Source organism: Shewanella goraebulensis, from assembly GCF_030252245.1.
In the GTDB taxonomy this organism is placed as follows: Bacteria; Pseudomonadota; Gammaproteobacteria; order Enterobacterales; family Shewanellaceae; genus Shewanella; species Shewanella goraebulensis.
In genome coordinates, this window is record NZ_CP126972.1 from 26,121 (window position 1) to 52,264 (window position 26,144).

Here is a 26,144-nt window from a genome sequence, read left to right on the forward strand (position 1 = left end):
TCGCTAGAAGAAAAACGCACTCGGTTGGAATAGCTTTTCTACATCGCCAATAAATTTCTTGTTTACTAAGAATAAAATCACATGATCTCCTTCTTCGATAATGGTTTTATCGTGGCCCATGATCACTTCATCATTTCGCACAATTGCACCGATGGTCGTCCCTGGTGGTAGTTTGATATCACTGATTTGCTTACCGACAACTTTAGACGTCGATGAGTTACCGTGAGCAATGGCTTCAATCGCTTCAGCAGCGCCACGTCGTAATGAATATACGTTACAGATATCGCCTTGGCGAATATGAGTTAGTAAAGCAGAGATTGTGGTTTGCTGAGGAGAAATGGCGATATCAATATTGGCTTCTTGGACAATATCCACATAGGCCTCTCGTTGAATAAGCACCATGACCTTTTTGGCGCCCATACGTTTTGCTAGCAGTGCAGACATAATATTGGCTTCGTCATCATTGGTGACGGCAATAAATACATCGGTTTGATCTATGTGCTCTTCAAGTAACAGTTCCTGATCAGAAGCGTCACCATTAAACACGGTGCAGTTTTCGAGTTTTTCAGACAGGCTTTCAGCCCGCTCGAGGCTGTGCTCAATTAACTTGACTGAATGATTCTTTTGCAAACGTTTGGCTAAACCAAAACCAATGTTACCACCACCTGCAATCATGATATTTCGGTAAGAATTATCAAGCTTTTGCATCTCACTCATTACCGCGCGAACGTGGCGAGTATCAGCAACAAAGAAGACTTCATCATCTGCTTCAATAATGGTGGTGCCGCGAGGCATAATTGCTTTACCTTTACGGAAAATAGCCGCAACGCGGGTATCAATGTTAGGCATGTGTTCACGAAGTGCAGCCAGAGCGTTACCCACTAATGGGCCACCATAATAGGCTTTTACAGCAACTAAACTAAGTTTTCCACGGGCAAACTGAAGCACCTGTAACGCGCCTGGGTACTGCACTAAGCGTTCAATGTAGGATGTGACCAGCTGTTCAGGTGCGATGAGTTCATCAATAACAAAACCACCACGGGTTTTAACATCACTGCTTTTTACTTCGGTATTGATGAAGAGCTTTTCTTGAAGGTCTAAATAGGCTTCCGAGCGGATACGAGCAATTTTGGTTGGTGTGCCAAATAAACTATAAGCAATATGGCATGCCGCCATATTACATTCGTCGCTATTGGTCACAGCAATGAGCATGTCTGCATCTTCTGCGCCGGCTTTTTTCAAGGTACTTGGATGCGCACCGTGGCCAATAACTGTCTGCAAGTCGAACTTATCTTGTAAATATTTAACCCGAGTTCGGTCATTATCAACAAGGGTAATATCGTTGTTCTCGCCAACAAGGTTTTCAGCGAGTGTACCGCCAACTTGTCCTGCGCCTAAAATAATAATCTTCATTACTGTGCTGGTATCCCTGCTATAACACGCTTAATCCGCTTTAACTAAGCGGGCGTAATAAAAGCCATCCATATTGTTTTGACCGGGTAGGATTTGCCATCCAATGTCGTCAGCTGACGATTGCTGAGCAATCGGTACTAATGTCGCATCGGGTGTGCGCTGTAAAAACTGTTCTATTTGCTGACTATTCTCTTGGGGCAGAATCGAGCAGGTCGCATATAGCATGGTGCCGCCTGGTTTTAGCCATTTCCAGCAATGATCAATGATTTGCTGTTGTAGTAGAGCTAGTTCTTCAATATCGCTGTTTTTACGTAACCATTTAATATCGGGGTGGCGACGGATAACGCCAGTTGCTGAGCAAGGTGCATCTAATAGAATGCGGTCAAACTTATCACCTTGCCACCAACTATCAATATCGGCTGCATCACCATGAATAACTTGCGCTTTTAAATTTAATCTGTCCAGATTTTGTTGCACTCGCTCTAAACGTTTAGCATCAAAATCAACGGCTACCATTGAAATACTAGCCTCACACTCGATGGTGTGACAGGTTTTACCGCCAGGTGCTGCGCAAGCATCAAGAACTTGCTCATTTGCCTGAGGGGCTAATAAGGTTGCGGCCCATTGAGCTGCTCCATCTTGAACTGATGCAGAACCTTCAGCAAAGCCGGGTAATTGCATGACATCTTTTGGCGCAGCTAATAAAATAGCATCATCACTATCACCAGCCGTTGCTTCAATGTCTTGTTCAGCAAGTTGGCTTAAGTAACTATCGCGGGTTTGCGATAATTGATTGTTACGCAACCACATCGGAGGACGTTGATGGCTTTGCTCAATGATTTCAGCCCAGTTTGCTGGGTAAGCACTTTTAAGGCGCTTTATAAACCAAGCTGGTGTGTTGTATTTTAACGTGTCATTGTCTGTATTTAATGGTGCATCTTTGCGCTGAATGTTGCGCAAAACACCATTGATGACTTTGACAAGACCATCAAATTTCATTTGTCGACAGGCTTCGGCCGTTTCTGAAATCGCGGCATGAGCAGGAATACGAGTGAAGTAGAGTTGGTAGCAACCGACTAAAAGTAATTGGTGCAATACTCGTTGTTTGCCTTTAAATGGCTTACTTAAACAGTCACTAACGCACTTGTCTAATTGCGGTAATTGGCGCATTACGCCATAACAAAGCTCAGCTAATAGCGCTTTATCCTTACCGTTTTCTAAGTGCTGTTGTTGATCAGGCAGGGCAACTGATAGCGAGATACCTTTTTCTAACACATTGAAAATGGCTCTTGCAGCAAGGGCTCTAACATTCATTAAGCTTGTGCCTCTTTGTGTTCATCAGCGCTAATAAAGCAGGTGCCTTTAGCAAACCATTCTGCGCGAGAATTTAAAATATCTGCCACAGGCATTTGCTTCTTGCCTGGTAGTTGCATAACTTGCAGCTGCAGCGTGCCGTTACCTGTCGCAACAGTGACGCCTTGCTTATTACTTTCAATAATCGTTCCCGGGGCTGCATTAGTTTGCTCGGCAGAGTAATTCGCTTGCCAAACCTTGATAGTATTTCCTTGCAGTGAAAAGTGACTTGCTGGCCAAGGATTGAACGCGCGAATTTCTTGCCAGAGCAGTTTAGCGTCCTTGCTCCAATCGATTTGCGCTTCTTCTTTTGACAATTTTTCAGCGTAATTAGCTAACGCTTCATCTTGTACTTCTGGGATGATTGAGCCATCACTAATACCCACTAATGCTTCTATGAGCGCAGCAGGACCTTGCTCAGCAAGTTTGCTGTATAAAGTGGCTGAAGTATCAGTATCTTCAATTTTTAATGAGGTTTTTAACAGCATGTCACCGGTATCTAGACCGATGTCCATTTGCATAATCGTCACACCAGTTTCACTATCACCGGCCCATAAAGCACGTTGAATAGGTGCGGCGCCTCGCCATCTAGGCAAAATAGAACCATGGACGTTAATGCAACCTAAGCGAGGAGTGTCTAATACTATCTTTGGCAGGATTAACCCATAAGCCACAACCACCATAATATCGGCATTTAAAGAGGCAAGCTCAGTTTGAGCTTCCTCTTTGCGAAGCGAAGGTGGCTGATAAACAGGAATGTCATTAGCAACAGCCAACTGCTTAACTGGGCTTGCTTGGAGCTTTTTGCCTCGACCTGCAGGTCTATCTGGTTGCGAGTATACCGCAACCACATTATGTTCGGAGTCGATAAGGGCTTGCAGGTGTAAAGCTGCAAAGTCAGGGGTACCAGCAAAGATAATATTTAACGGTTTCAAATGGAGTCCTATGCTTCTTTAGCTTCTAAACGTGCTTCTTTCTCAAGCTTTTTCTTAATGCGGTCACGTTTCATCTTTGATAAGTAATCAACGAAAAGCTTACCTTGTAGATGATCCATTTCATGCTGAAGACAGATAGCAAATAACTCGTCCGCTTCAACTGTGAATTCTTCACCGTTACGGTCTAACGCTTTCAAAGTGACAAATTCAGAGCGATCAACTTTGGCATAAATACCAGGAACCGATAAACAACCTTCTTCATTTGTGAAATCGCCGCTTTTAGCAATAATTTCAGGATTAATGAAAATTGTTGGACGATCTACCTCGTCTTGTAAGTCCATCACTATCAATTGTTGATGGAAATCCACTTGGGTTGCCGCTAAACCAATGCCTTTTTCTTCATACATTGTTTCTAACATGTTATCTATTTGGGTTTGTAGTCCTTCGCCGAAATCGGTTACTGGCTTGGCTACAGTACGTAATCTTTCGTCTGGAAAGCGTAAAACTTTTAATAATGGCATATATAAACTCTTAACAAGTCTGTCAAATTTCAGCCAGTTAGCTATACTGACTAAGTTAATGGGTTAATTTTAATCCTTACTGACCATCAATAACAGCAAAAGCTCTAATAAAGAGCTAAACACATGGAATGAACCATGAAACGGATATTTTTACTCGCGTTTTTGACACTTAGTACACTGTTAGTTAATGCAGATACATTAACATTAAAGTCAGGTCACCCTGACTCATATATCGTTAAGAAAGGTGATACCCTCTGGGATATCTCAGCTTTCTTTTTAGATGATCCTTGGCGTTGGCCTAAATTATGGGGCGCAAATCCACAGATTGCGAATCCACATCTTATTTATCCTGGCGATAGATTAACTCTCGTATTTATCGATGGTGAACCTCGCTTGGTATTAAAACAGCATATCAAAAAAGGACCAGAAGGGCGTATTAGTGCCAAAGGTGGCCCAATTCCAGCTATTGATCTTGCTTTAATTCAACCGTATTTAGTCCAGAACCGCGTTGTGGATCCTGAGTGGTTTGAGGGTTTACCAATGATTTTGGATGGTGAGAGAAATTCTCGTCACCATGTGATGAATGATATTGTATATATCAATGCGAATTTACCCGTAGGGCAAAAGTTAGCAGTGTATCAAGAGGGGCGTGAATTTCTTGATAAGGAAACCAGTGATACTTTAGGCCAAGAAATTATTTTAACTGCAAGTGGCCGTGTGACTGAGTCTGGCGACATTTCTAAGGTTCAACTGTTAAGTAATTTACGTGAATCAAAAGCTGGCTTTAAAGTTGCACCTGTAGAAGATGAAGCGTTGATGTCTGCCTATTTCATCCCCAAGGCTGCGCCAGAAGGTGTACCAGCAAATGTCATTGCTATAGAAAAGGACATTCGTGAAGTTGGTAAGTTGGATATTGTTTACTTAGATAAAGGTGAGCAAGACAATATTGAGACTGGACATGTTTTTTCAATCTATCGTAATGGTGAGCAAATAGTTATTAATGGTGATGGTATGCCTGTATCAACACTTGAACGTAGTGCTTATGACCGTATGAAAGCTAAAGTGTCAGATGATGATGTTTACATGATGCCTGATGTTTATCACGGTAAATTAATGGTATTCAAAGTCTTTGAAAAAACCAGTATGGCTATTATTGTTGCAAATGAACGTCCTGTGCGTGTTGATGACAAATTGGTCACGCCCAAAAGTACTGACTTAAGAGGCGAATAAATATCTGATAAACTGGTCGACTGGCTAGTTGTTTGTGCAGTATCCGGGCTAGGACCCGCTCGGATTCAACAATTGCTGACTCAAATGGATGTTGAGGAATTAAGGCAACGTTTAGAGTTCGAAAAGCAGTCTTTGCCGCTATCGGCAAAGCTGCTTTCACAATGTCAGATAGACTTTGACAAAGTTGATGCCGCGCTTGAATGGCAACAACAATCCTCCAACCACCATATCCTGTGCCTTTCCGATCCCAATATCCTGCATTATTGAAGCAAATCTCAGATCCTCCCTCAGTACTTTTCGTGAAAGGTCAGTTAGAAAGCTTACTGTTGCCTTCTGTTGGTATGGTGGGAAGTCGAAATGCATCCGTAGGCGGTTTGAATACGGCCAATGCATTGGCTGCGGAGCTGGTACAATTAGGTTTTTCGATAACCAGTGGTATGGCAACGGGTATAGATGGTGCTGCTCATAAAGCGGCATTAGGCAATAACGGCACGACGGTTGCCGTATTGGGTACTGGAGTTGATTGTATCTATCCCAAAAGACACAGTAATTTATATCAGCAGATTCAACAGTCAGGCTGTGTTGTCAGTGAATACTGGCCTAAAATAGGCCCTTTTGCTGGTAACTTCCCCAAGCGCAATCGAATCATAAGTGGTTTATCTCTTGGCAGTATTGTAGTCGAAGCAACACGCAAGAGTGGGTCATTAATCACTGCAAGGTTAGCCATGGAGCAAAACCGTGAAGTGTTCGCTGTGCCGGGTTCTGTTGCTGGTGGATACAGTCAGGGTTGCCATGATTTGTTAAAAAATGGGGCGAAATTAGTAGAGTGTGCTGCAGATGTTGTTGAAGAATTGTCCACATTGACAAGCTTTCACCTTGAAGATGTCGCTAATCGTCACCATATAGAAGATAATACAACAAATTTGCCATTTTCTGCGCTGTTAGCTAGTGTAGGTTATGAGACTACTAGTATAGACACGGTAGTCGAGCATAGCGGGAAGTCGATAGATCTGGTGTTAGTAGAAATGCTTGAACTTGAATTACAGGGCTGGGTTACGCAAGTGCCTGGTGGTTACGTCAGACTAGAGAGGAGATAACCATATGTTTGATATCCTCATGTATCTTTTTGAGAACTATGTTCATAGTGAAGTTGAACTATTAGTTGATGAAGATGAACTTACTAAAGAGCTAACCCGTGCGGGTTTTCATCAAGCTGACATTTTAAAAGCCTTATCGTGGCTAGAGCGTTTAGCTGATTTACAAGAAAGCGATAAGCCTTACTTGTGTAATCATGCTCAGCATTCATTTCGTATTTATACCAAAGACGAAATGGCTAAGTTGGATGTAGAAAGCCGCGGCTTTATTTTGTTTTTAGAGCAAATCCAAGTGTTGACTGTTGAAACGCGTGAAATGGTCATCGAGCGTGTAATGGCGTTAGACGAAACCTCCTTAATCTTGGAAGATTTAAAATGGGTGGTGTTGATGGTGCTGTTTAATGTACCAGGTAACGAATCAGCTTATGAACAAATGGAAGATCTTATTTTTGAACAGCCTGATGGCCGTTTACATTCTTAAGGTTTCACTATTTATGACAAAGTGATTAAAAAGGAGGCTAGGCCTCCTTTTTTGATCTTCATTTTTGCTACTATATTCTATACAACAAATGAAAGGCAGAACTCAGCTTCGGTCTTACATCTTAATTGAGAGTCACATGTCTAAAATTGATCAGCAGTTATTTAGCGCTCACGAGCATGCTTTAGAAAAAGAGTTTGAGCTCTGCCCTAAGTGTGGCTGCGAATTGTCGGTTAAAAATAGCAAACATGGTGGCTTTGTTGGTTGTAATAATTATCCGACTTGTGATTTTACCCGACCGCTAGTGCAACACGAGTCAATAGAGACACAAGTTATTGAAGGTTCTGAATGCCCGGAATGTGGTAATGAGCTCGCTGTAAAGTCTGGTCGATTTGGGATTTTTATTGGCTGCACTAATTATCCAGCTTGCTCTCATATCGAAAAACATGATCATGATGCAGAAGCGGAAGAGATAACCTGCCCACATTGTAAAAAGGGCCACCTTGAGTCGCGTACTAGCCGTTATGGTAAAACTTTTTTTGCTTGCAGCAGTTACCCTAAGTGCAAATATTTAGTGAACTACCCGCCACATAACGAGATCTGTCCTGAATGTGACTTCGGCATTTTGGTTGAACGAAAAGGTGCTGCTGGTAGCCGTTTAGAATGTCCTCAAAAATCTTGTAAATATAAGCGTCCGCTTTAATATTTTCATTTAGCTGAATGTATATCAGTATTTGTTCATATCTGTATTGTCTGTATAATTTGCCATTAATTTAAAAAGGTTAAAGGGTATTTCATGCAGCGGTTGCAGCCATCTGAAATTAACAAGGTGTTTGTTGAAGGAGGCGTTATAGCCTACCCCACAGAGGCGGTTTATGGCCTTGGGTGTGATCCTGATAATCTTGCTGCTATTCAAAAATTGCTGGATATAAAGCAGCGACCTTGGCAAAAAGGCTTAATTTTAGTTGCCAGTGACTATCAGCAACTTAAGCCTTATATCGACGAGTCCCAATTATCTGAAGCCCAACTCGCTTTTGCATTCAGCAAATGGCCGGGCCCTTTTACCTTTGTTATGCCAATTAAAGCGGGTGTAAGTAAACTTCTATGTGGCGAGTTTGACTCAATTGCCGTGCGTGTTTCTTCGCACCCTGTAGTCAGAGCTTTATGCGATACCGTTAACAAGCCTTTTGTATCAAGCAGTGCCAATATTGCGGGTCATGATCCCGCGATGTCTGCTGCTGAAATTGAGCATACTTTCTCTAACGATATTACAGCGCTGGTCGTGGGTGAATTAGGTTCACAACGCCAGCCTTCGACAATTATTGATGCCCGTAGTGGTAAAATATTACGTAATGGACAATAAGGATTTTGATATGGCACTACCTGATGCCTCAGTAGTAAAACAATATTTGTTATCACTTCAAGCAAGCATTTGTGCAGGCCTTGAAGCCTTGGATGGTAAAGCAACTTTTCAAGCCGAGTCATGGGAGCGTGCTGAAGGCGGAGGTGGAACCAGTAGAGTATTAACCAAAGGTAAAGTGTTCGAACAAGCTGGGGTTAATTTTTCTCATGTGATGGGCGCTGCCATGCCTGCTTCGGCTACAGCGCATCGACCTGAATTAGCTGGCCGTAGTTTTGAAGCTATGGGCGTTTCATTAGTTATTCATCCTAATAATCCATTTATTCCGACGACACATGCGAATGTGCGATTTTTTATTGCCCATAAAGATGGTGCCGATCCTGTTTGGTGGTTTGGCGGAGGGTTTGACTTAACTCCTTATTATCCTTTCGAGGAAGATGTTGTTTCTTGGCATCAAACTGCTGCAGACATTTGTGCACCATTTGGTGAAGATGTTTATCCTAAATATAAGAAATGGTGTGATGAATACTTTTTCTTACCACATCGTAATGAAACTCGTGGTGTTGGTGGCTTATTCTTTGATGATCTCAATGAGCATGGTTTTGAAAAAAGCTTTGAATTTATGCAAGCAGTGGGAAGCGGATTCTTAAATGCTTATGCGCCAATTGTAGAGCGTAACAAAGAGCTTGAATATAACGATGATGAACGCCAGTTTCAGTTATACCGCCGCGGACGCTATGTTGAATTTAACTTGGTTTATGACCGAGGCACATTGTTTGGCCTACAAACAGGAGGGCGCACCGAGTCAATATTGATGTCGATGCCACCGCTAGTACGTTGGGAGTATGGCTTTACGCCAGAGGAAGACTCTCAAGAAGCTGAATTATACGAGCGTTACCTTAAGCCACAAGACTGGTTAAAACTCGAGAGTTAATCTTTATTTCGCATATTATTGGCGAGAGTTGAAATGGCCTGAAATATCACTTGTCGATGTTCAGGCTTTTTTATTGCCTGAATAATAGCTTGTTCCATACAGGTTAACCATTGATCCACCATCGTTTGATCAATAGCGAATGGCATATGCCTTGCTCTTAAAGCGGGATGGCCGTATTTCTGATGGTACAACTGCGGCCCACCTAACCAACCACTTAAAAATTCAAATAGTTTCTGTTCGGAGTCAGCAATCGGTGCTCGATGAATGGCCAGTAAACTTTGGGTGTCAGTGCGTTGTTGCATTTGCTGATAAAAACAATGAGCAATCAAGCGAATTGTTTTCTCACCACCAATTAAATCATAGGCATTGGACTGAGAGGGATCTCTATCATCTTGCTGTTGCTTAGTTGCAAAAATCTTTTTAAACCAATTCATTATTAAATGCTGCTAATTAGAGTTCATTGCTATTTTGATGATTATAGCGACATTTTATAGCTTGGTGCACACAAAGATAAAACCATAAAATCCAATTTGTTAATGTTTTGCTACAAATCTATTCACACATTGACTGTATTTCCTTTCATAACCCCGTTAAATTATTAGAGTTAGATTAAAAACAATAATAACAGGGAGTAAGACATGTCCAAATTCGCACCGTCTCTTACGGTCATTGCGATATCAGTTGCTTTGCTGGGGTGTAATCAAACACAACAGCAAGATCCACAAGTCACTATCAACAAAAATCCTTATCCGAGCACTTATCAGGCTCTGCCACGTAACTCAACTTTATTAACGAATGCAACCGTGCTCACTGGTACAGGCGAAAAGCTTGAGCAAGCTGATGTATTAATGATTGATGGAAAAATCAAAGCGCTAGGCGCTCAGCTTGCTGGTGAGTTAATTGCTGGTGCTACAGTTGTTGATGCAACAGATATGTGGATTACTCCTGGTATTATTGATGTGCACTCACATTTAGGTGTTTACCCAAGCCCTGGCGCTGATGCCCATAATGACGGCAATGAAGTGACCAACCCAAATACAGCAGAAGTCTGGGCTGAACATAGTGTTTGGCCACAAGATCCTGCATTTAACCGCGCTCGTGAAGGCGGGGTGACTACACTACAAATTCTTCCTGGCTCAGCCAACTTAATTGGTGGCCGTGGTGTTACGTTAAAAAATACCCCTGCGACGACCATGCAGGCAATGAAATTTCCTGATGCGCCATATGGTCTAAAAATGGCCTGTGGTGAGAACCCTAAAGGGGCTTATGGTAGGGGGCAAAAAGTTGCTCCTATGACGAGAATGGGCAATATGGCTGGTTATCGCCAAGCTTTTATCGAAGCTACAGAATACAAGCGTGCATGGGATAAATATGAGTCAGACTATGCTGCTGGTTTAAATCCACAAGCGCCAGAGCGGGATTTAACCAAAGACACACTGAAAAGTGTATTAGAAGGGGAGATCTTAATTCATAACCATTGTTATAAAGCCGAAGAAATGGCGATGATGGTGGACTTAGGCAAAGAATTTAACTACCACTCTGGTACGTTCCATCATGCCATTGAAGGCTATAAAATTGCTGATCTACTTGCCGAAAATGGTAATTGTGCAGCCATGTGGCCAGATTGGTGGGGCTTTAAAATGGAAGCCAACGATATGATCGTTGAAAATGTAGCAATGGTTGATGCGGTTAAAAACTCTTGTGCTGTGGTGCATTCAGACTCAAGCAGCACAATTCAACGTTTAAACCAAGAAACAGCCAAAATCATGTATAGCGCCAATCAACATGGGTTTGAGTTAACTGAAGAGCATGTTATCAGCTGGATCACCTCTAATGCTGCCAAGTCTCTAGGTATTGCTGATAAAACCGGTTCCCTTGAAGTGGGTAAAAATGCTGATGTAGTTATCTGGAATAGCAATCCATTTAGCGTTTATGCTCAGGTAAATAAAGTATTCATCGACGGGGCTAAAGTGTTCGATAGACAAGATGATGCTTATCGAGCAAAAAGTGACTTTATGCTAGGCCAACAATAAGGAGCAAGACATTGAAACATTTTAATTATTCACTCGTTGCTATCTCAATGCTTGCAGGTTTATTGCCAGCAATAGTTCAAGCAGACACCTTGGCGGTAACTAACGCTAAAATTTATACCTCGACAGATCAAGGCGTGCTGACCAATGCATCAGTCATTATTGAAGATGGTAAAATTATTCAGGTAAATCCTGAGGTTGTGACTGCCGACACGATTATTGACGCTAAAGGCGGCATTTTAACCCCAGGTTTTATTGGTGCGATGAACTCACTAGGCCTGGTTGAAGTGAGCCAAGAGAAAATGACGCGCGACACTAACGATAAAGCCGCTGATATGACCTTTGATCCAAGCTTAGCTTTTAATCCAAAAAGCGTAGCGATACCTTTTGCGAGGAAAGGTGGGATAACCCGTAATATTGTGGCACCAGGTGGTGGTGAAACTATCTTTTCGGGACAAACAATTGAAGTCACACTAACTGGCGATTGGGACAGTGTGATTGCAACCGAGCAAGCATTGTTTGTGTCATTAGGCGCTAAGCATGACGGTTCGCGTATTATTGGTATGCAAAATCTAATTAATAAATTGGATGAGCGTCAAAAAGCACTTACTAAGGCAAAAAGCAAAAAGTCCGATAAAGACGCAGCTAAAGATCCAACTAAAGAAGAGTTAATCATTAATGCTGTACTCAGTGGTGATAAGCCATTAATCGCATATGCTGATCGCGGCAGTGATATTCTGCAGCTGATTAAACTTAAGCAGCGATTTAACATTGATTTGGTATTACTTGAAGCTGCTGATGCGATCACACTGGCTGATGAAATTGCTAAAGCGGGTATTCCTGTTGTGATGGACGCACTGAGAAACTTACCTGAAAGTTTTGACTCTTTGCATAATTCGCTGGATAACGCAGGCAAATTAAGTAAAGCTGGCGTCAAAGTGGTGCTCGCAACACCTGGTGATGCTCATGGTAATTATGCTTTACGCTACAGTGCGGGTAATGCCGTTGCAAATGGTATGGATTATCAAGAAGCTATGGCGTCGATAACCAGTAATGTTGCAGATACCTTTCACCTTGATGCTGGGCGTATAGCTGTTGGAATGCCAGCAGATATCGTACTGTGGAGTGGCGATCCGTTTGAGTACAGTAGCCATATTGAGAAAATGTGGATTGGCGGTGAAGAGCAAAGCACTGAAAGCCGTCAAGATGTATTGCGTGACCGCTATATGACCAAATCCTCAATGCCGCAGGCTTACACAAAGTAAGGCATGAGCTAACAAACTATAGATGAAAGAGAGAATATTGATGACCGATAAGTATGCTGTATTTGGCAATCCAATCGCACAAAGTAAATCGCCATATATTCATACAGAGTTTGCTAAACAAACTCAGCAAACGATGAGCTATCAAGCAATTCTTGCGCCGGTGGATCAATTCTCTCAATCATTAATGGCTTTTTTTACTGCTGGTGGCAAAGGCGCTAATGTAACTGCGCCTTTTAAAGAGCAAGCCTTTACAGCTTGTGATGAGCTAAGTGATTTAGCTAAGCTTGCTGGTGCAGTAAATACCCTTATCTATTTACCTGATGGCCGTATTCGTGGCGACAATACTGATGGCGTAGGTTTAGTAACCGATGTAATACAGCACTTTGGCGAAATTGCTGGTAAACGGCTATTACTTGTAGGTGCCGGTGGTGCAGCGAGAGGTTGTATTAAACCGTTACTGCAAGCGGGTGTAAAGCTGACTATTTGTAATCGTACTTATAGTAAAGCGCAAAACCTTGCTGAATTATTTATAGAGTTTGGTGATGTTACTGCGAAATCAATTGATGAGTTAGATTCGCCTTTCGATCTTATTATAAATTCAACTTCAGCTGGCCTAGCTGGAGAACTCATTGCCTTACCTCCAAGTATTATTAATTCAGCCACTCAATGTTACGACATGTCTTACGGCGCCGAAGTGACCTTGTTTAATCAATGGGCCTTATCTCAAGGTGCGAATCAAGTTGCTGATGGTCTAGGAATGTTAGTTGGGCAAGCTGCACAGAGCTTTAGTATCTGGCGTGGAGTCATGCCAAAGACTCAAGTGGTGCATGACACTCTACGTGGTCAATTGTCTTAAAGGTTAGCAGTATGAATCAAAGTATTATCTTTACAGATATAGTTGAATGGGATCAAGCAAGCAAACAGCTGTCCTTAATTGTTCAGGTACAAGGTATGAGTGTGACGTGTATAATTAGCCTTGCTACTCTAGAAAAGATGGCATCGATGAACATTCAAAATGAACAACAAGCAATTGCAGCGTTTGAACTTGTTCGATTTGATATAGAGGATTTAGCTGAAATACTCATCGAATCAGAATCATTCGATGAGCAAGGCTTAATTCATGTCTAATGATTGAGTGTAAATTAGCTCGACTGCTGCAAGTCAACGAGGTACTCGTTTTTTAATCGTACATAGTTGTCAGCAGATTGGGGCAAGAAAGCGAGTTCTTTTTCTGTTAATGGGCGTACTTGTTTACAAGGACTGCCAACATATAAATAGCCGCTTTGTAATATCTTACCTGGTGGAACCAATGAGCCAGCACCTAAAATCACATCATCTTCAATTACCGCGCCATCAAGAATGATTGCACCCATACCAACGAGAACGCGATTACCCACACTGCATCCATGAAGCATAGCTTTATGACCAATCGTAACATCATCACCAATTAGTAATGGATTTCCTTCTGGGTTAGAAGGTGATTTACGAGTTACATGTAATACCGAACCATCCTGAACATTGCTGCGTTTACCAATCTTTATGACATTGACATCACCACGAGCTGCAACCATTGGCCAAATACTCGCATCATGATCTAATGTGATATCACCAACGATTACTGCTGCACTATCTACATAGACATTATCAGCTAAAGTAGGATGAATTCCCTGATAAGAACGAATTGAGCTAAACATATAAAAATCCCTGATTAATGTAATTAGGTTAAGTATAAGGCCTAAAAGGGCTGCTTTGCTGCTAAAAAAGCATAAAAAATAGCTGATTAGTTTAAAATCTCAGCAAGCGAACCTTAAAAGTGAATAATCTTCAAAAAAGCCCTTGCGGTGTTTCAGAATCTCCCTATAATGCGCATCCACTGACACGGCGGCAGGCCAATAGGCTCAACGCATCAGTGTTAATTAAGAAGCTTTTAAACTTCATAATTAACGGGCAGAAAAGAGTTTTTAAATTAGTTTAAAAAAACGCTTGACGCCAACAACGGGAAGTGTAAAATACGCCTCCTCAAGCCAACGACCTAGCGTCTAACGGCGATATCTGAAAAATTGATATCACGCTCTTTAACAATCAAACAAGTAAATCTGTGTGGACACTCACAGGTGTTGAGTTAATCGAAATTGTCACTTAGGTGGCAATCAAAATTATTATCAATGTAACGATGAGTGTTCATAGCAATATGTAACAAACAGGATGTAGATTCTTCCGAGTCTGCATAATGTAATCAGAATTCATTGAGCCGAAACTTCTCTTTTATTTATAAGAGTGAATGTTTCAAAAAAACTTTAATTGAAGAGTTTGATCATGGCTCAGATTGAACGCTGGCGGCAGGCCTAACACATGCAAGTCGAGCGGTAACAGGAAGAAAGCTTGCTTTCTTTGCTGACGAGCGGCGGACGGGTGAGTAATGCCTAGGGATCTGCCCAGTCGAGGGGGATAACAGTTGGAAACGACTGCTAATACCGCATACGCCCTACGGGGGAAAGGAGGGGACCTTCGGGCCTTTCGCGATTGGATGAACCTAGGTGGGATTAGCTAGTTGGTAAGGTAATGGCTTACCAAGGCGACGATCCCTAGCTGTTCTGAGAGGATGATCAGCCACACTGGGACTGAGACACGGCCCAGACTCCTACGGGAGGCAGCAGTGGGGAATATTGCACAATGGGGGAAACCCTGATGCAGCCATGCCGCGTGTGTGAAGAAGGCCCTAGGGTTGTAAAGCACTTTCAGTAGGGAGGAAAGGCAGTTGTTTAATAAACAACTGCTGTGACGTTACCTACAGAAGAAGGACCGGCTAACTTCGTGCCAGCAGCCGCGGTAATACGAGGGGTCCAAGCGTTAATCGGAATTACTGGGCGTAAAGCGTACGCAGGCGGTTCATTAAGCCAGATGTGAAATCCCCGGGCTCAACCTGGGAATTGCATTTGGAACTGGTGAACTAGAGTCTTGTAGAGGGGGGTAGAATTTCAGGTGTAGCGGTGAAATGCGTAGAGATCTGAAGGAATACCGGTGGCGAAGGCGGCCCCCTGGACAAAGACTGACGCTCATGTACGAAAGCGTGGGGAGCAAACAGGATTAGATACCCTGGTAGTCCACGCCGTAAACGATGTCTACTCGGAGTTTGGTGCCTTGAGCACTGGGCTCCCAAGCTAACGCATTAAGTAGACCGCCTGGGGAGTACGGCCGCAAGGTTAAAACTCAAATGAATTGACGGGGGCCCGCACAAGCGGTGGAGCATGTGGTTTAATTCGATGCAACGCGAAGAACCTTACCTACTCTTGACATCCAGAGAACTTTCCAGAGATGGATTGGTGCCTTCGGGAACTCTGAGACAGGTGCTGCATGGCTGTCGTCAGCTCGTGTTGTGAAATGTTGGGTTAAGTCCCGCAACGAGCGCAACCCCTATCCTTATTTGCCAGCACGTTATGGTGGGAACTCTAGGGAGACTGCCGGTGATAAACCGGAGGAAGGTGGGGACGACGTCAAGTCATCATGGCCCTTACGAGTAGGGCTACACACGTGCTACAATGGCGTATACAGAGGGTTGCAAAGCCGCAAGGTCTAGCTAATCTCACAAAGTACGTCGTAGTCCGGATTGGAGTCTGCAACTCGACTCCATGAAGTCGGAATCGCTAGTAATCGTAGATCAGAATGCTACGGTGAATACGTTCCCGGGCCTTGTACACACCGCCCGTCACACCATGGGAGTGGGCTGCACCAGAAGTAGATAGTCTAACCTTCGGGGGGACGTTTACCACGGTGTGGTTCATGACTGGGGTGAAGTCGTAACAAGGTAGCCCTAGGGGAACCTGGGGCTGGATCACCTCCTTACCTATACGACTAACTTGATGTTTGTTGAGTGTTCACACAGATTGCTTGTTACTCCTTTATGGAGTTGAGCGAAATGCGCCGCAAGCCGGTTAGCATTGTTCTTTAACAATTTGGAAAGCTGATAGTATTTAATTGCATGAGTCTGTCATGTTAATTAATACAAATCGTATTATTGAGAAGTTAATCCCTTTTCAGTAATACATTGAGTTCTCAAAACACTTTATTAAGTGTCTTGAATATTCTAAAAACTAAGGCGAATTTGTGTACTCGTAAGAGATGCAAATTAGTAATAAACCAGCTAGTTACGGTACAACTTGAGTTTCTTTTGAAACTTATTTGGGTTGTATGGTTAAGTGACTAAGCGTATACGGTGGATGCCTTGGCAGTCAGAGGCGATGAAGGACGTAGTAACTTGCGAAAAGCGTTGGCGAGCTAGTAACAAGCATTTGAGCTAACGATGTCCGAATGGGGAAACCCGGCCACATAAGTGGTCATCATAACGTGAATACATAGCGTTATGAGGCGAACCTGGGGAACTGAAACATCTAAGTACCCAGAGGAAAAGAAATCAACCGAGATTCCCCTAGTAGCGGCGAGCGAACGGGGATTAGCCCTTAAGTCTATGGGGTGTTAGTGGAATGTGTTGGAAAGCACAGCGGCACAGGGTGATAGCCCCGTACATGAAAACTAACCATAGATGAAATCGAGTAAGGCGGGACACGTGACATCCTGTTTGAATATGGGGGGACCATCCTCCAAGGCTAAATACTCCTGACTGACCGATAGTGAACCAGTACCGTGAGGGAAAGGCGAAAAGAACCCCTGTGAGGGGAGTGAAATAGAACCTGAAACCGTGTACGTACAAGCAGTGGGAGCGGTTCTTGAGACCGTGACTGCGTACCTTTTGTATAATGGGTCAGCGACTTACATTTTGTAGCGAGGTTAAGCGAATAGCGGAGCCGTAGGGAAACCGAGTGTTAACTGCGCGTTTAGTTGCAAGGTGTAGACCCGAAACCGAGTGATCTAGCCATGGGCAGGTTGAAGGTTGAGTAACATCAACTGGAGGACCGAACCGACTAATGTTGAAAAATTAGCGGATGACTTGTGGCTGGGGGTGAAAGGCCAATCAAACTCGGAGATATCTGGTTCTCCTCGAAAGCTATTTAGGTAGCGCCTCGAGCGAATACCACTGGGGGTAGAGCACTGTTAAGGCTAGGGGGTCATCCCGACTTACCAACCCTTTGCAAACTCCGAATACCAGTGAGTACTACTCGGGAGACAGACGGCGGGTGCTAACGTCCGTCGTCAAAAGGGAAACAACCCAGACCATCAGCTAAGGTCCCAAAGTTATTGCTAAGTGGGAAACGATGTGGGAAGGCTTAGACAGCTAGGATGTTGGCTTAGAAGCAGCCATCATTTAAAGAAAGCGTAATAGCTCACTAGTCGAGTCGGCCTGCGCGGAAGATTTAACGGGGCTAAGCAATACACCGAAGCTATGGGTTTGCTCTTAGGAGCAAGCGGTAGAGGAGCGTTCTGTAAGCGGTTGAAGGTGAAGGGGTAACCCACACTGGACGTATCAGAAGTGCGAATGCTGACATGAGTAACGATAATGGGGGTGAAAAACCCCCACGCCGAAAGACCAAGGGTTCCTGTCCAACGTTAATCGGGGCAGGGTGAGTCGACCCCTAAGGCGAGGCCGAAAGGCGTAGTCGATGGGAAACAGGTCAATATTCCTGTACTTTTGCTAACTGCGATGGAGAGACGGAGAAGGCTAGGCTAGCGCGGCGTTGGTTGTCCGCGTTTAAGACTGTAGGCTGTTCACTTAGGCAAATCCGGGTGAACACTAGGCTGAGAGTTGATGACGAGTCCCCAAGGGGATGAAGTAGTTGATGCCATGCTTCCAGGAAAATCTTCTAAGCTTCAGGTTAGTAGGAATCGTACCCCAAACCGACACAGGTGGTCGGGTAGAGAATACCAAGGCGCTTGAGAGAACTCGGCTGAAGGAACTAGGCAAAATGGTACCGTAACTTCGGGAGAAGGTACGCTCCTGGCGGTGATGAGACTTGCTCTCTAAGCTGCTGGGAGTCGCAGATACCAGGTGGCTGCAACTGTTTATCAAAAACACAGTACTGTGCAAAATCGCAAGATGACGTATACGGTATGACGCCTGCCCGGTGCTTGAAGGTTAATTGATTGGGTTATCTTCGGAGAAGCTCATGATCGAAGCCCAAGTAAACGGCGGCCGTAACTATAACGGTCCTAAGGTAGCGAAATTCCTTGTCGGGTAAGTTCCGACCTGCACGAATGGCGTAATGATGGCCACGCTGTCTCCAGCCGAGACTCAGTGAAGTTGAAATTGCGGTGAAGATGCCGTATACCCGCGGCTAGACGGAAAGACCCCGTGAACCTTTACTATAGCTTGGCACTGAACATTGAACCTACATGTGTAGGATAGGTGGGAGACTTTGAAGCTTCGTCGCTAGATGGAGTGGAGTCAATCTTGAAATACCACCCTTGTAGTTTTGATGTTCTAACCGCGGCCCCTTATCGGGGTTCGGGACAGTGCCTGGTGGGTAGTTTGACTGGGGCGGTCTCCTCCCAAAGAGTAACGGAGGAGCACGAAGGTTGGCTAAGTACGGTCGGACATCGTACGGTTAGTGCAATGGCATAAGCCAGCTTAACTGCGAGACATACACGTCGAGCAGGTACGAAAGTAGGTCATAGTGATCCGGTGGTTCTGTATGGAAGGGCCATCGCTCAACGGATAAAAGGTACTCCGGGGATAACAGGCTGATACCGCCCAAGAGTTCATATCGACGGCGGTGTTTGGCACCTCGATGTCGGCTCATCACATCCTGGGGCTGAAGTCGGTCCCAAGGGTATGGCTGTTCGCCATTTAAAGTGGTACGCGAGCTGGGTTCAGAACGTCGTGAGACAGTTCGGTCCCTATCTGCCGTGGGCGTTGGATGATTGAAGGAAGCTGCTCCTAGTACGAGAGGACCGGAGTGGACGAACCGCTGGTGTTCGGGTTGTTATGCCAATAGCATTGCCCGGTAGCTACGTTCGGAATCGATAACCGCTGAAAGCATCTAAGCGGGAAGCGAGTCCTAAGATGAGTCATCCCTAGGAATTTAATTCCTCTAAAGAGCCGTTCGAGACTAGGACGTTGATAGGCAGGGTGTGTAAGCGTTGTGAGGCGTTGAGCTAACCTGTACTAATGACTCGTGAGGCTTAACCATACAACCCAGATGAGTTTTTATCTGAGTTGATGGTAACTAGATTTATTACTTACTGTTAAAGGTAAGACTTAGTGAAGAATTTAAAGCGCTTAATAAAGTAAAACACTCAAACAGCTTTCCGAATTTAGTTAATTGCGATAAGCGATTAACACCGAATTTGCTTGGTGACAATAGCATTGTGGTACCACCTGATCCCATCCCGAACTCAGTAGTGAAACGCAATAGCGCCGATGATAGTGTGGGGTCTCCCCATGTGAAAGTAGGTCATTGCCAAGCGCCTAATTTACTCGAAAGAGTAGCTTTATTACGATAAAGCAAGTCTCCTAACCTTGACAAGTTAGCGACTTAAAAAGCATTTAGCATTACGCGCAAGCATTTTGCTAAAGGAGCGGTAGTTCAGTTGGTTAGAATACCGGCCTGTCACGCCGGGGGTCGCGGGTTCGAGTCCCGTCCGCTCCGCCAACACAAAGACGAAAGCCTCATCGAAAGATGAGGCTTTTTTCGTTTCAGCTTTTGGATAAGTCCTATTACTTCTTGTTTCTACAGAGTGATAGGGCTTTTTGCTATCTAAGGCTTTCTTTAAGCGTAATTGATGACCTAGATTAATGCGTTTTGATATGGGTTACTGTTAAGATCGACTTTAGCTATCAGTTTTAGGTGAGTTAAATTGGTATAAGTGAAAATTACACGCCAAGTATATTAGCTAAAAATTTTACATAACTCTCACTTTAAACTTAAAGATGTATTTTATGTGCTTTTTATAGCAAAGATGTTTTTATATTAGGCATTAGTAAGATATATTGCTGCTTTAACGCTTAGGTAAAATTATGAATTGTCGTCTTGGTTGCGGTGCATGCTGCATTGCACCTTCTATTACTAGCCCTATACCTGGAATGCCCAATGGTAAACCTGCAGGTGAGCGCTGTATTCAGTTAAATGATGATAATCTATGTAAGATATTTGGTGATCCTTCAAGACCGAAGGTATGCACTGATTTTACAGCAACTATTGATGTATGTAGCACGAGCAATGAGCAAGCTTTATGGTTGATCACCGACTTAGAGTCTTCAACCTCCTAAGCTGCTAACGACAACGTTAGTATATACACAAAGCAATATTATTTAAGAAGTACAATTTAACGCTGGAACAAACTTATGCAACTAACACGATATACAGACTATGGCATTCGTATTTTAATGTACCTTGCTGCACAACCGAAAAGAGAAACGTTATTTCGCATTGCTGAAGTGACGACTGTTTTTGAGCTGTCATCAAATCATGTTGCTAAGATCATTCATCATTTAGGTAAGCTTGGATATATTCAAACTATCCGAGGTAAAAGTGGTGGATTTAAATTAGCGGTGAAGCCTGCTGAGATTAATCTAGGGAAATTAGTGGGTGAACTCGAACCTTCATTAGCCCCTGTCAACTGTACTGAGCCTTACTGCCGTTTTACGCCAGCATGTAGCCTTAAAGGTATTCTAGCGAAGGCCGTTGCTGCGTATATGGAAGTGCTAAATGAATGTACTTTGGCTGATATCGTCAAGAATGCTGATGAGTTAATGGAGACATTACCTGATCTTTCTATTTCAGTACTTGAGCTGAGCTAGTCCCTTCATTTTTTGCCATTGCGACAGGTAATAACTTCGAGGTATGAACTAAGTTAATACCTTTAGCTTCTAGTCGGTGAAGGTTCTGATTTAAAAAGCGCACTGTTTCTGGGTAAGGGTGCGCAATGACTACTATATTGCCATCTGTTTTTGCCTTTCTAATAATTTGGCTAAATTGTTTTTCTAAAGCATGTTCACTGACATCATTATCTAGAAATATTTCTCTTCTCAATAATGGCACGCCATATTGCTGCGCCTTGTCACTTGCCTTGCTAAAGCGAGTGGTCACGCTATCGACAAAATACAGGTCTTTTTTCTTCAAGCTTTCCATTAACCAGTTCATTGGGTTATCTAATTGAGTTAGTAAACTGCCCATATGGTTATTAGCACCTTTAGCATATGGGATGTTATCAATCGATGCTTTCAGTTGGTTCTTAAGCTGATGTTCATCCATGTCATTGGTTAAACCACCATCCCCAAGCTTTTTGCCATTGAGTGCCTGCATTGGAATATGCAACATAATTTCATTGCCTTGTTGGTGACCTTGTTGAGCCAATGTTTGACCTAAAGGGGTGTGAGGTAATACTGATAAGGTGACGGTATTTGGTAACGACAACACAGCTTCATCAGATTGACGATATCCAATATCGTCAATGATGATAGCGATGTTTGTTGCTTGAACGGAACCACATACGAGTATAGCTATTAATAAAAATATATTGCGCACAGAGTCTGCTTTTTAGTTATGAGTAGTTATCCATGCAATAGCTGAAGAAATCTGACCATCCTGTGGTTCATCATATTGCGCAGTTGATTGCTCAATTATATCCAGATAATCAGAATTTAGAATAGCTTCGTTTGAAATTTTAATATCAGGTTCAATACCTTTGCTGTGAATATCGTTGCCATGGGGGGTACTGTACTTTGCTATTGTCAGTTTAATTGCATTACCCATCTCTAACATTGGGATAAGACTTTGCACTGTACCTTTACCAAAACTGGTTTCACCGACTAAGGTTGCTCGGTTATTTTCTTGTAGGGCTGCTGCGAGTACTTCTGATGCAGAAGCTGAACCTTTATTAATTAATACCACCATTGGAATGTCTTTAAAAATGGTAGGCTGTGATGCGTAATACACTTCATTGGCATCAAAAAAACGACCTTCTGTAGAGACGATTAACCCCTTCTCCAAAAATAAATCTGCAATGCTAATCGCTTGACCCAGTAACCCACCTGGATTGTTACGCACATCTAAAATCAGGCCGTTCAACTGCTGGTTTTCCCAAAGTTTAGCTTGTTTGATGATGGCGCTAGTTGCGTCGTGTTGAAATGAGTTTAACTGTATATAACCAATGCCATCTTTGATGATTTTAGCGTTTATTGATTCGATATGAATCAGCTCAGGGTTTAAGGCAAGTTTAAATGGCTTATTTGTATCACGCTCAATAGTTAGATTGATGGTTTGCTTGTTATTACTGTTTTGCTTGATATCCATGAGCACGTCAGTCAAATTGCTGCTATCAATCACAGTATCGTTAAGTTGAAGTACTTTATCACCGGGTTGCAGATTTGCTCTTGCAGCAGGTGAATTTGGGTAAGGGGTAATGATGGTGATTTGGTCATCGTCGGTGGCGACTTCAAATCCGTAGCCATAGTACTGACCGCTATTACTGTCATTAATGCTTTGGTAGTCGTCCGAGTCTAAAAAGCCTGAATAAGGATCGAGGTTTGTAAAAATGCCGTCTATAGCGAATTCGATTAAATCTTCTCGGTCAACATCATTGAAGTAATAGGTGTGGATGGTGTCGATAACATCTAAAAGCAGAGTGTAGCTGTATTCTGATTCGTATTTATAGTGCTGCTCAGAGCTGGATAGGCTCATTGAAAGCGCCACCGAAATACCTAACAAAAAACATAATAAATAACGTGCGAATTGCATCATAACCGCCCTAAATACCATTAAGGTATAGTTAGGGCGTCGGTTAAGTCAGCGAATTCGGTATTCCTAGCCTATTGTTTATCGACAATATTTCGCTGGGTTAACGGCTTGCCCTTTGTGTCGTATCTCAAAGTATAGGCCAGATTCTGTTTGTCCGCCTGAACTCCCGACTAGTGCAATTGATTCGCCTTTTTGAACCGTCTCACCTGGTTGAATTAATAGTGCCTGAGCATGGCCATATAGACTCATGTAGCCTTCGCCATGGTCTACTACCATTACCATACCAAAACCACGAAGCCAGTCGGCATAAATGACAGTACCAGGGGCGACTGCAGTAATACTACGTCCTTCTGGAGCCGCAATGACGACCCCTTTCCAACGTATTTGTCCAGAACGTCGACTGCCAAATTTAGAGGCTAAATGGCCTTTAGTTGGCCATTTTAATTGACCACGTTTTTTGGCTAATCCATCCATTTGCGGGTTATCTTTAGCGGCTAACAAGGCTTGTTCGATAAGGCGCTTTAAGCTGGCTTCTTCAATTTGCATTTGCTCTAACTCAGCGCCTTTACTGGTTAAGGTTCGCTGAATTTGCGCTAGAGTTTGTTGGCGTTGGCTTTGCTCTTTATTAAGTTGCTGCGCTTGTTGTTTTTGTTCGATGATTAGAGCATTGAGTTTTTGTTGCTCGCTAACTTGTTGATCTTTAATTGCCTCTAATTGTTCAATGGTGGTTTTGAGGTTAGTAATAGCCGCAATGCGAGCATTATTGAGATATTGGTAATAAGCCAGCATACGTTCAACTGTCGCTGGATTTTGCTGGTTTAGCATCATTTTTGAATAGTCATGATTACCAGCTAAATAGGCACTAGATAATTGCTTCGACAAGGTTTTTTGCTGAGTAATACGGCGTTTATCTAATTCAACTTGCTCAACTTCTAGCTCACCTAACTTGGTGTTTACTTGAGTCAGTGAAGCTTGAGTGAGGTTGACTTTTTGCGCGGCGCTTGAAATAGCTTGCTCATCTCGTTTAAGTAACGAAATGAGCTTTTCACGTTGACGACTGCTGTCTTTCAAAGAGTTTTGCTGTTGGTTAATCTGCGCTTGAATGGCTTTAAGCTCAGATTGACGCTTATCCAGATCGGCACTTTGAACTGATGATGAAAGTATCAGAAAGCCAGCAAGTATGCTGGCTTTAAACAATAGTCGTTTTTTCACGAGTGGCTATTTACTCTTTGAGTTTAATGATTGAGTGGCCTGTCATTTCTGATGGCACTTCTTGTTCCATCAAGGTTAACATAGTTGGCGCTATATCGCTCAATCGGCCACCGTCTTCGATAGTGGCATCACGTCCAACATAAATGAACGGCACTAACTCGCTGGTGTGGGCTGTATGTGCTTGACCTGTTTCTTCATTCGTCATTTGCTCTGCGTTACCGTGATCCGCAGTAATTAAACATTCGCCACCTACTTTTTGCAGTGCATCAACGACTCGACCTATACAGGCATCAACGGCTTCACAGGCTTTAACTGCGGCGTCAAAGTTACCAGTGTGGCCAACCATGTCGCCATTAGGATAATTACAGATGATCACGTCATACTCAGTAGATTCAATTGCAGCAACCAGTTTGTCGGTTAACTCGGTTGAATTCATTTCTGGTTGAAGATCGTAAGTTGCTACGTCTGGTGACTTAATTAACTCACGGCTTTCACCTTCAAATGGCTGCTCTTTACCGCCATTAAAGAAGAAAGTCACATGTGCATATTTCTCAGTTTCTGAAATACGTAACTGGGTCTTACCTTGATTTTGTAAGGTTTCGCCTAAGGTGTTAACCAAATCTGTCGATGGAAATGCCACTGGCACTTTGATGTCATCAGCATAGTTGGTGAGCATGACGAAGTTAACTGCTGGAGTAACAGCACGATCAAAACCATCAAAGTCAGCGTTAACAAAACTACGAGTAATTTGACGAGCACGATCGGCGCGGAAATTCATGAAAATCAGCGCATCGCCGTCAGATAACGTTGCCGCTTCACCAATAGTTGATGCTGCAACAAATTCATCGTTTTCATCTCGGGAGTAAGCCGCTTCTAAAGCTTCAACCGCACTAGGGTAATTAAATTCAGCTTTTCCTTGGGTGATAAGGTTGTAAGTTTTTTCAACACGATCCCAGCGGTTATCACGGTCCATGGCGTAGTAACGACCAATGAGTGAAGCAACTTTACCATGGCCTAATTTTTCAAATAACGCTTCGAAATGAGCCAGTGAGTTTTTGGCACTACGAGGAGGTGTATCACGACCATCTAGGAAAGCGTGCAAGTAAACTTTAGTTGCGCCACGTTCAACTGCCATACGACACATGGCTTCAATGTGGTCTTCATGGCTGTGAACACCACCTGGAGACATAAGTCCCATGATATGCACAGCGCTATTATCACTAATCGCTTTGTCGATAGACTCACACAAGGCTTGGTTTTGAGAAAATTCGTTATCAGCAATAGACTTACTAATACGTGTTAACTCTTGATACACAATTCGGCCAGAACCGATATTGATGTGACCCACTTCTGAGTTACCCATTTGGCCATCAGGTAAGCCAACATCTAAACCAGAACCGGAAATCAAACTGTGTGGATATGTAGCATTCAATTTATCTAGAACCGGAGTGTTAGCGTGAAAAATTGCATTTTGATGCGTATTTTCGCGATAGCCCCAACCATCTAAGATAAGGAGTGCCAATGGACGCTTTTGAGTCGCCATGGAAATACCTCTATATGAAAGTTTAAAGTTTATGAGAAGGTTAAAATTTTAATTGTATGAATATTACTACTTATGCAGGCGCTGAAAAAGTAATTTACTTTCATCTATGGGTTTCAGACAAAGATTATTGCAATAAGGGTATAGC

At 43.2% G+C, this 26,144-nt stretch carries 22 protein-coding genes, 1 tRNA gene and 3 rRNA genes; 16 read left to right on the top strand and 10 right to left on the bottom strand.

Features of this window, described 5'->3' with window-relative positions:
* Positions 1–3: 3 nt before the first annotated feature.
* Genes trkA through def form a run of 4 tightly spaced genes read right to left on the bottom strand, consistent with a single transcriptional unit; the run spans position 4 to position 4,222 of the window.
* Entirely contained in the window at positions 4–1,413 is a 1,410-nt protein-coding gene (gene trkA / locus QPX86_RS00105; RefSeq protein ID WP_285163795.1) for a Trk system potassium transporter TrkA, read from the bottom strand.
* A 30-nt stretch (positions 1,414–1,443) separates the two neighbouring features.
* Positions 1,444–2,727, bottom strand: a complete 1,284-nt coding sequence (rsmB, locus tag QPX86_RS00110) for a 16S rRNA (cytosine(967)-C(5))-methyltransferase RsmB (protein ID WP_285163796.1) — start codon at positions 2,725–2,727, stop codon at positions 1,444–1,446.
* Positions 2,727–3,701 (bottom strand): methionyl-tRNA formyltransferase, encoded by a 975-nt coding sequence (fmt, locus tag QPX86_RS00115; protein ID WP_285163797.1) that lies wholly within the window; start codon positions 3,699–3,701, stop codon positions 2,727–2,729. The genes rsmB and fmt overlap by 1 nt, the downstream gene beginning before the upstream one ends.
* An 8-nt stretch (positions 3,702–3,709) precedes the next feature.
* Positions 3,710–4,222 (bottom strand): peptide deformylase, encoded by a 513-nt coding sequence (gene def, locus QPX86_RS00120; protein WP_220754364.1) that lies wholly within the window; start codon positions 4,220–4,222, stop codon positions 3,710–3,712.
* A gap of 135 nt (positions 4,223–4,357) precedes the next feature.
* On the opposite strand from def, the gene QPX86_RS00125 reads away from it, so the two are divergent.
* The 6 genes from QPX86_RS00125 to hemF all read left to right on the top strand — a co-directional run bounded on the left by QPX86_RS00125 (position 4,358) and on the right by hemF (position 9,318).
* Positions 4,358–5,452: a LysM peptidoglycan-binding domain-containing protein gene (locus QPX86_RS00125; RefSeq protein WP_285163798.1), complete on the top strand. Its 1,095-nt coding sequence runs from the start codon at positions 4,358–4,360 to the stop codon at positions 5,450–5,452.
* A gap of 200 nt (positions 5,453–5,652) precedes the next feature.
* A complete protein-coding gene (dprA, locus tag QPX86_RS00130) occupies positions 5,653–6,549 on the top strand; it encodes a DNA-processing protein DprA (RefSeq protein ID WP_456115064.1) in 897 nt (298 codons plus the stop codon).
* A gap of 4 nt (positions 6,550–6,553) precedes the next feature.
* Positions 6,554–7,027, top strand: coding sequence for a DUF494 family protein (locus tag QPX86_RS00135; RefSeq protein WP_220754362.1), 474 nt, complete (start codon positions 6,554–6,556; stop codon positions 7,025–7,027).
* Between the two features lie 136 nt (positions 7,028–7,163).
* Positions 7,164–7,727, top strand: coding sequence for a DNA topoisomerase family protein (locus tag QPX86_RS00140; RefSeq protein ID WP_220754361.1), 564 nt, complete (start codon positions 7,164–7,166; stop codon positions 7,725–7,727).
* Between the two features lie 93 nt (positions 7,728–7,820).
* The gene (locus tag QPX86_RS00145) at positions 7,821–8,387 is read left to right on the top strand and encodes an L-threonylcarbamoyladenylate synthase (RefSeq protein ID WP_220754360.1); all 567 of its coding nucleotides are present in this window, start codon (positions 7,821–7,823) and stop codon (positions 8,385–8,387) included.
* 10 nt (positions 8,388–8,397) lie between these two features.
* Positions 8,398–9,318, top strand: coding sequence for an oxygen-dependent coproporphyrinogen oxidase (gene hemF, locus QPX86_RS00150; protein WP_285163799.1), 921 nt, complete (start codon positions 8,398–8,400; stop codon positions 9,316–9,318).
* On the opposite strand, the gene QPX86_RS00155 is transcribed toward hemF, so the two are convergent.
* Positions 9,315–9,752: a group II truncated hemoglobin gene (locus tag QPX86_RS00155; RefSeq protein WP_220754358.1), complete on the bottom strand. Its 438-nt coding sequence runs from the start codon at positions 9,750–9,752 to the stop codon at positions 9,315–9,317. The genes hemF and QPX86_RS00155 overlap by 4 nt on opposite strands.
* Positions 9,753–9,956: 204 nt before the next feature.
* Between QPX86_RS00155 and QPX86_RS00160 the strand changes: the two genes are divergently transcribed.
* Genes QPX86_RS00160 through QPX86_RS00175 form a run of 4 tightly spaced genes read left to right on the top strand, consistent with a single transcriptional unit; the run spans position 9,957 to position 13,741 of the window.
* Complete coding sequence (locus tag QPX86_RS00160) at positions 9,957–11,351, top strand: amidohydrolase (protein WP_220754357.1); 1,395 nt, start codon at positions 9,957–9,959, stop codon at positions 11,349–11,351.
* Positions 11,352–11,398: 47 nt separating this feature from the next.
* Positions 11,399–12,613, top strand: a complete 1,215-nt coding sequence (locus QPX86_RS00165; RefSeq protein ID WP_220754428.1) for an amidohydrolase family protein — start codon at positions 11,399–11,401, stop codon at positions 12,611–12,613.
* 40 nt (positions 12,614–12,653) lie between these two features.
* Positions 12,654–13,469, top strand: coding sequence for a shikimate dehydrogenase (gene aroE, locus QPX86_RS00170; RefSeq protein WP_220754356.1), 816 nt, complete (start codon positions 12,654–12,656; stop codon positions 13,467–13,469).
* 11 nt (positions 13,470–13,480) lie between these two features.
* A complete protein-coding gene (locus tag QPX86_RS00175; RefSeq protein ID WP_220754355.1) occupies positions 13,481–13,741 on the top strand; it encodes a DUF1488 family protein in 261 nt (86 codons plus the stop codon).
* Positions 13,742–13,755: 14 nt separating this feature from the next.
* On the opposite strand, the gene QPX86_RS00180 is transcribed toward QPX86_RS00175, so the two are convergent.
* The gene (locus QPX86_RS00180) at positions 13,756–14,307 is read right to left on the bottom strand and encodes a gamma carbonic anhydrase family protein (RefSeq protein ID WP_220754354.1); all 552 of its coding nucleotides are present in this window, start codon (positions 14,305–14,307) and stop codon (positions 13,756–13,758) included.
* Between the two features lie 604 nt (positions 14,308–14,911).
* Between QPX86_RS00180 and QPX86_RS00185 the strand changes: the two genes are divergently transcribed.
* From QPX86_RS00185 to QPX86_RS00210, 6 genes are all read left to right on the top strand, one after another.
* Positions 14,912–16,456: ribosomal RNA gene (locus QPX86_RS00185) — 16S ribosomal RNA — on the top strand.
* 347 nt (positions 16,457–16,803) lie between these two features.
* Positions 16,804–19,695 (top strand): 23S ribosomal RNA (locus tag QPX86_RS00190).
* A gap of 160 nt (positions 19,696–19,855) precedes the next feature.
* Positions 19,856–19,971 (top strand): 5S ribosomal RNA (gene rrf / locus QPX86_RS00195).
* The 16S, 23S and 5S rRNA genes sit together here with 1 tRNA gene alongside, the layout of an rRNA operon.
* A 109-nt stretch (positions 19,972–20,080) precedes the next feature.
* Positions 20,081–20,157 (top strand) — tRNA-Asp (locus tag QPX86_RS00200).
* 365 nt (positions 20,158–20,522) lie between these two features.
* A complete protein-coding gene (locus QPX86_RS00205) occupies positions 20,523–20,774 on the top strand; it encodes a YkgJ family cysteine cluster protein (RefSeq protein ID WP_220755275.1) in 252 nt (83 codons plus the stop codon).
* A gap of 75 nt (positions 20,775–20,849) precedes the next feature.
* A complete protein-coding gene (locus QPX86_RS00210; protein WP_220755276.1) occupies positions 20,850–21,305 on the top strand; it encodes an Rrf2 family transcriptional regulator in 456 nt (151 codons plus the stop codon).
* Here QPX86_RS00210 and QPX86_RS00215 read toward each other — a convergent pair.
* From QPX86_RS00215 to gpmM, 4 genes are all read right to left on the bottom strand, one after another.
* A complete protein-coding gene (locus QPX86_RS00215; protein ID WP_220755277.1) occupies positions 21,280–22,032 on the bottom strand; it encodes a divergent polysaccharide deacetylase family protein in 753 nt (250 codons plus the stop codon). The two genes, QPX86_RS00210 and QPX86_RS00215, sit on opposite strands and share 26 nt — an antisense overlap.
* Positions 22,033–22,044: 12 nt before the next feature.
* A complete protein-coding gene (locus QPX86_RS00220) occupies positions 22,045–23,187 on the bottom strand; it encodes a S41 family peptidase (RefSeq protein WP_326521680.1) in 1,143 nt (380 codons plus the stop codon).
* Positions 23,188–23,322: 135 nt separating this feature from the next.
* Positions 23,323–24,456 carry a murein hydrolase activator EnvC family protein gene (locus tag QPX86_RS00225; RefSeq protein ID WP_285163801.1) on the bottom strand — a complete coding sequence of 378 codons (1,134 nt, stop codon included), beginning with the start codon at positions 24,454–24,456 and terminating at the stop codon, positions 23,323–23,325.
* 10 nt (positions 24,457–24,466) lie between these two features.
* Positions 24,467–25,999 carry a 2,3-bisphosphoglycerate-independent phosphoglycerate mutase gene (gene gpmM / locus QPX86_RS00230; RefSeq protein ID WP_285163802.1) on the bottom strand — a complete coding sequence of 511 codons (1,533 nt, stop codon included), beginning with the start codon at positions 25,997–25,999 and terminating at the stop codon, positions 24,467–24,469.
* Between the last annotated feature and the right edge of the window lie 145 nt (positions 26,000–26,144).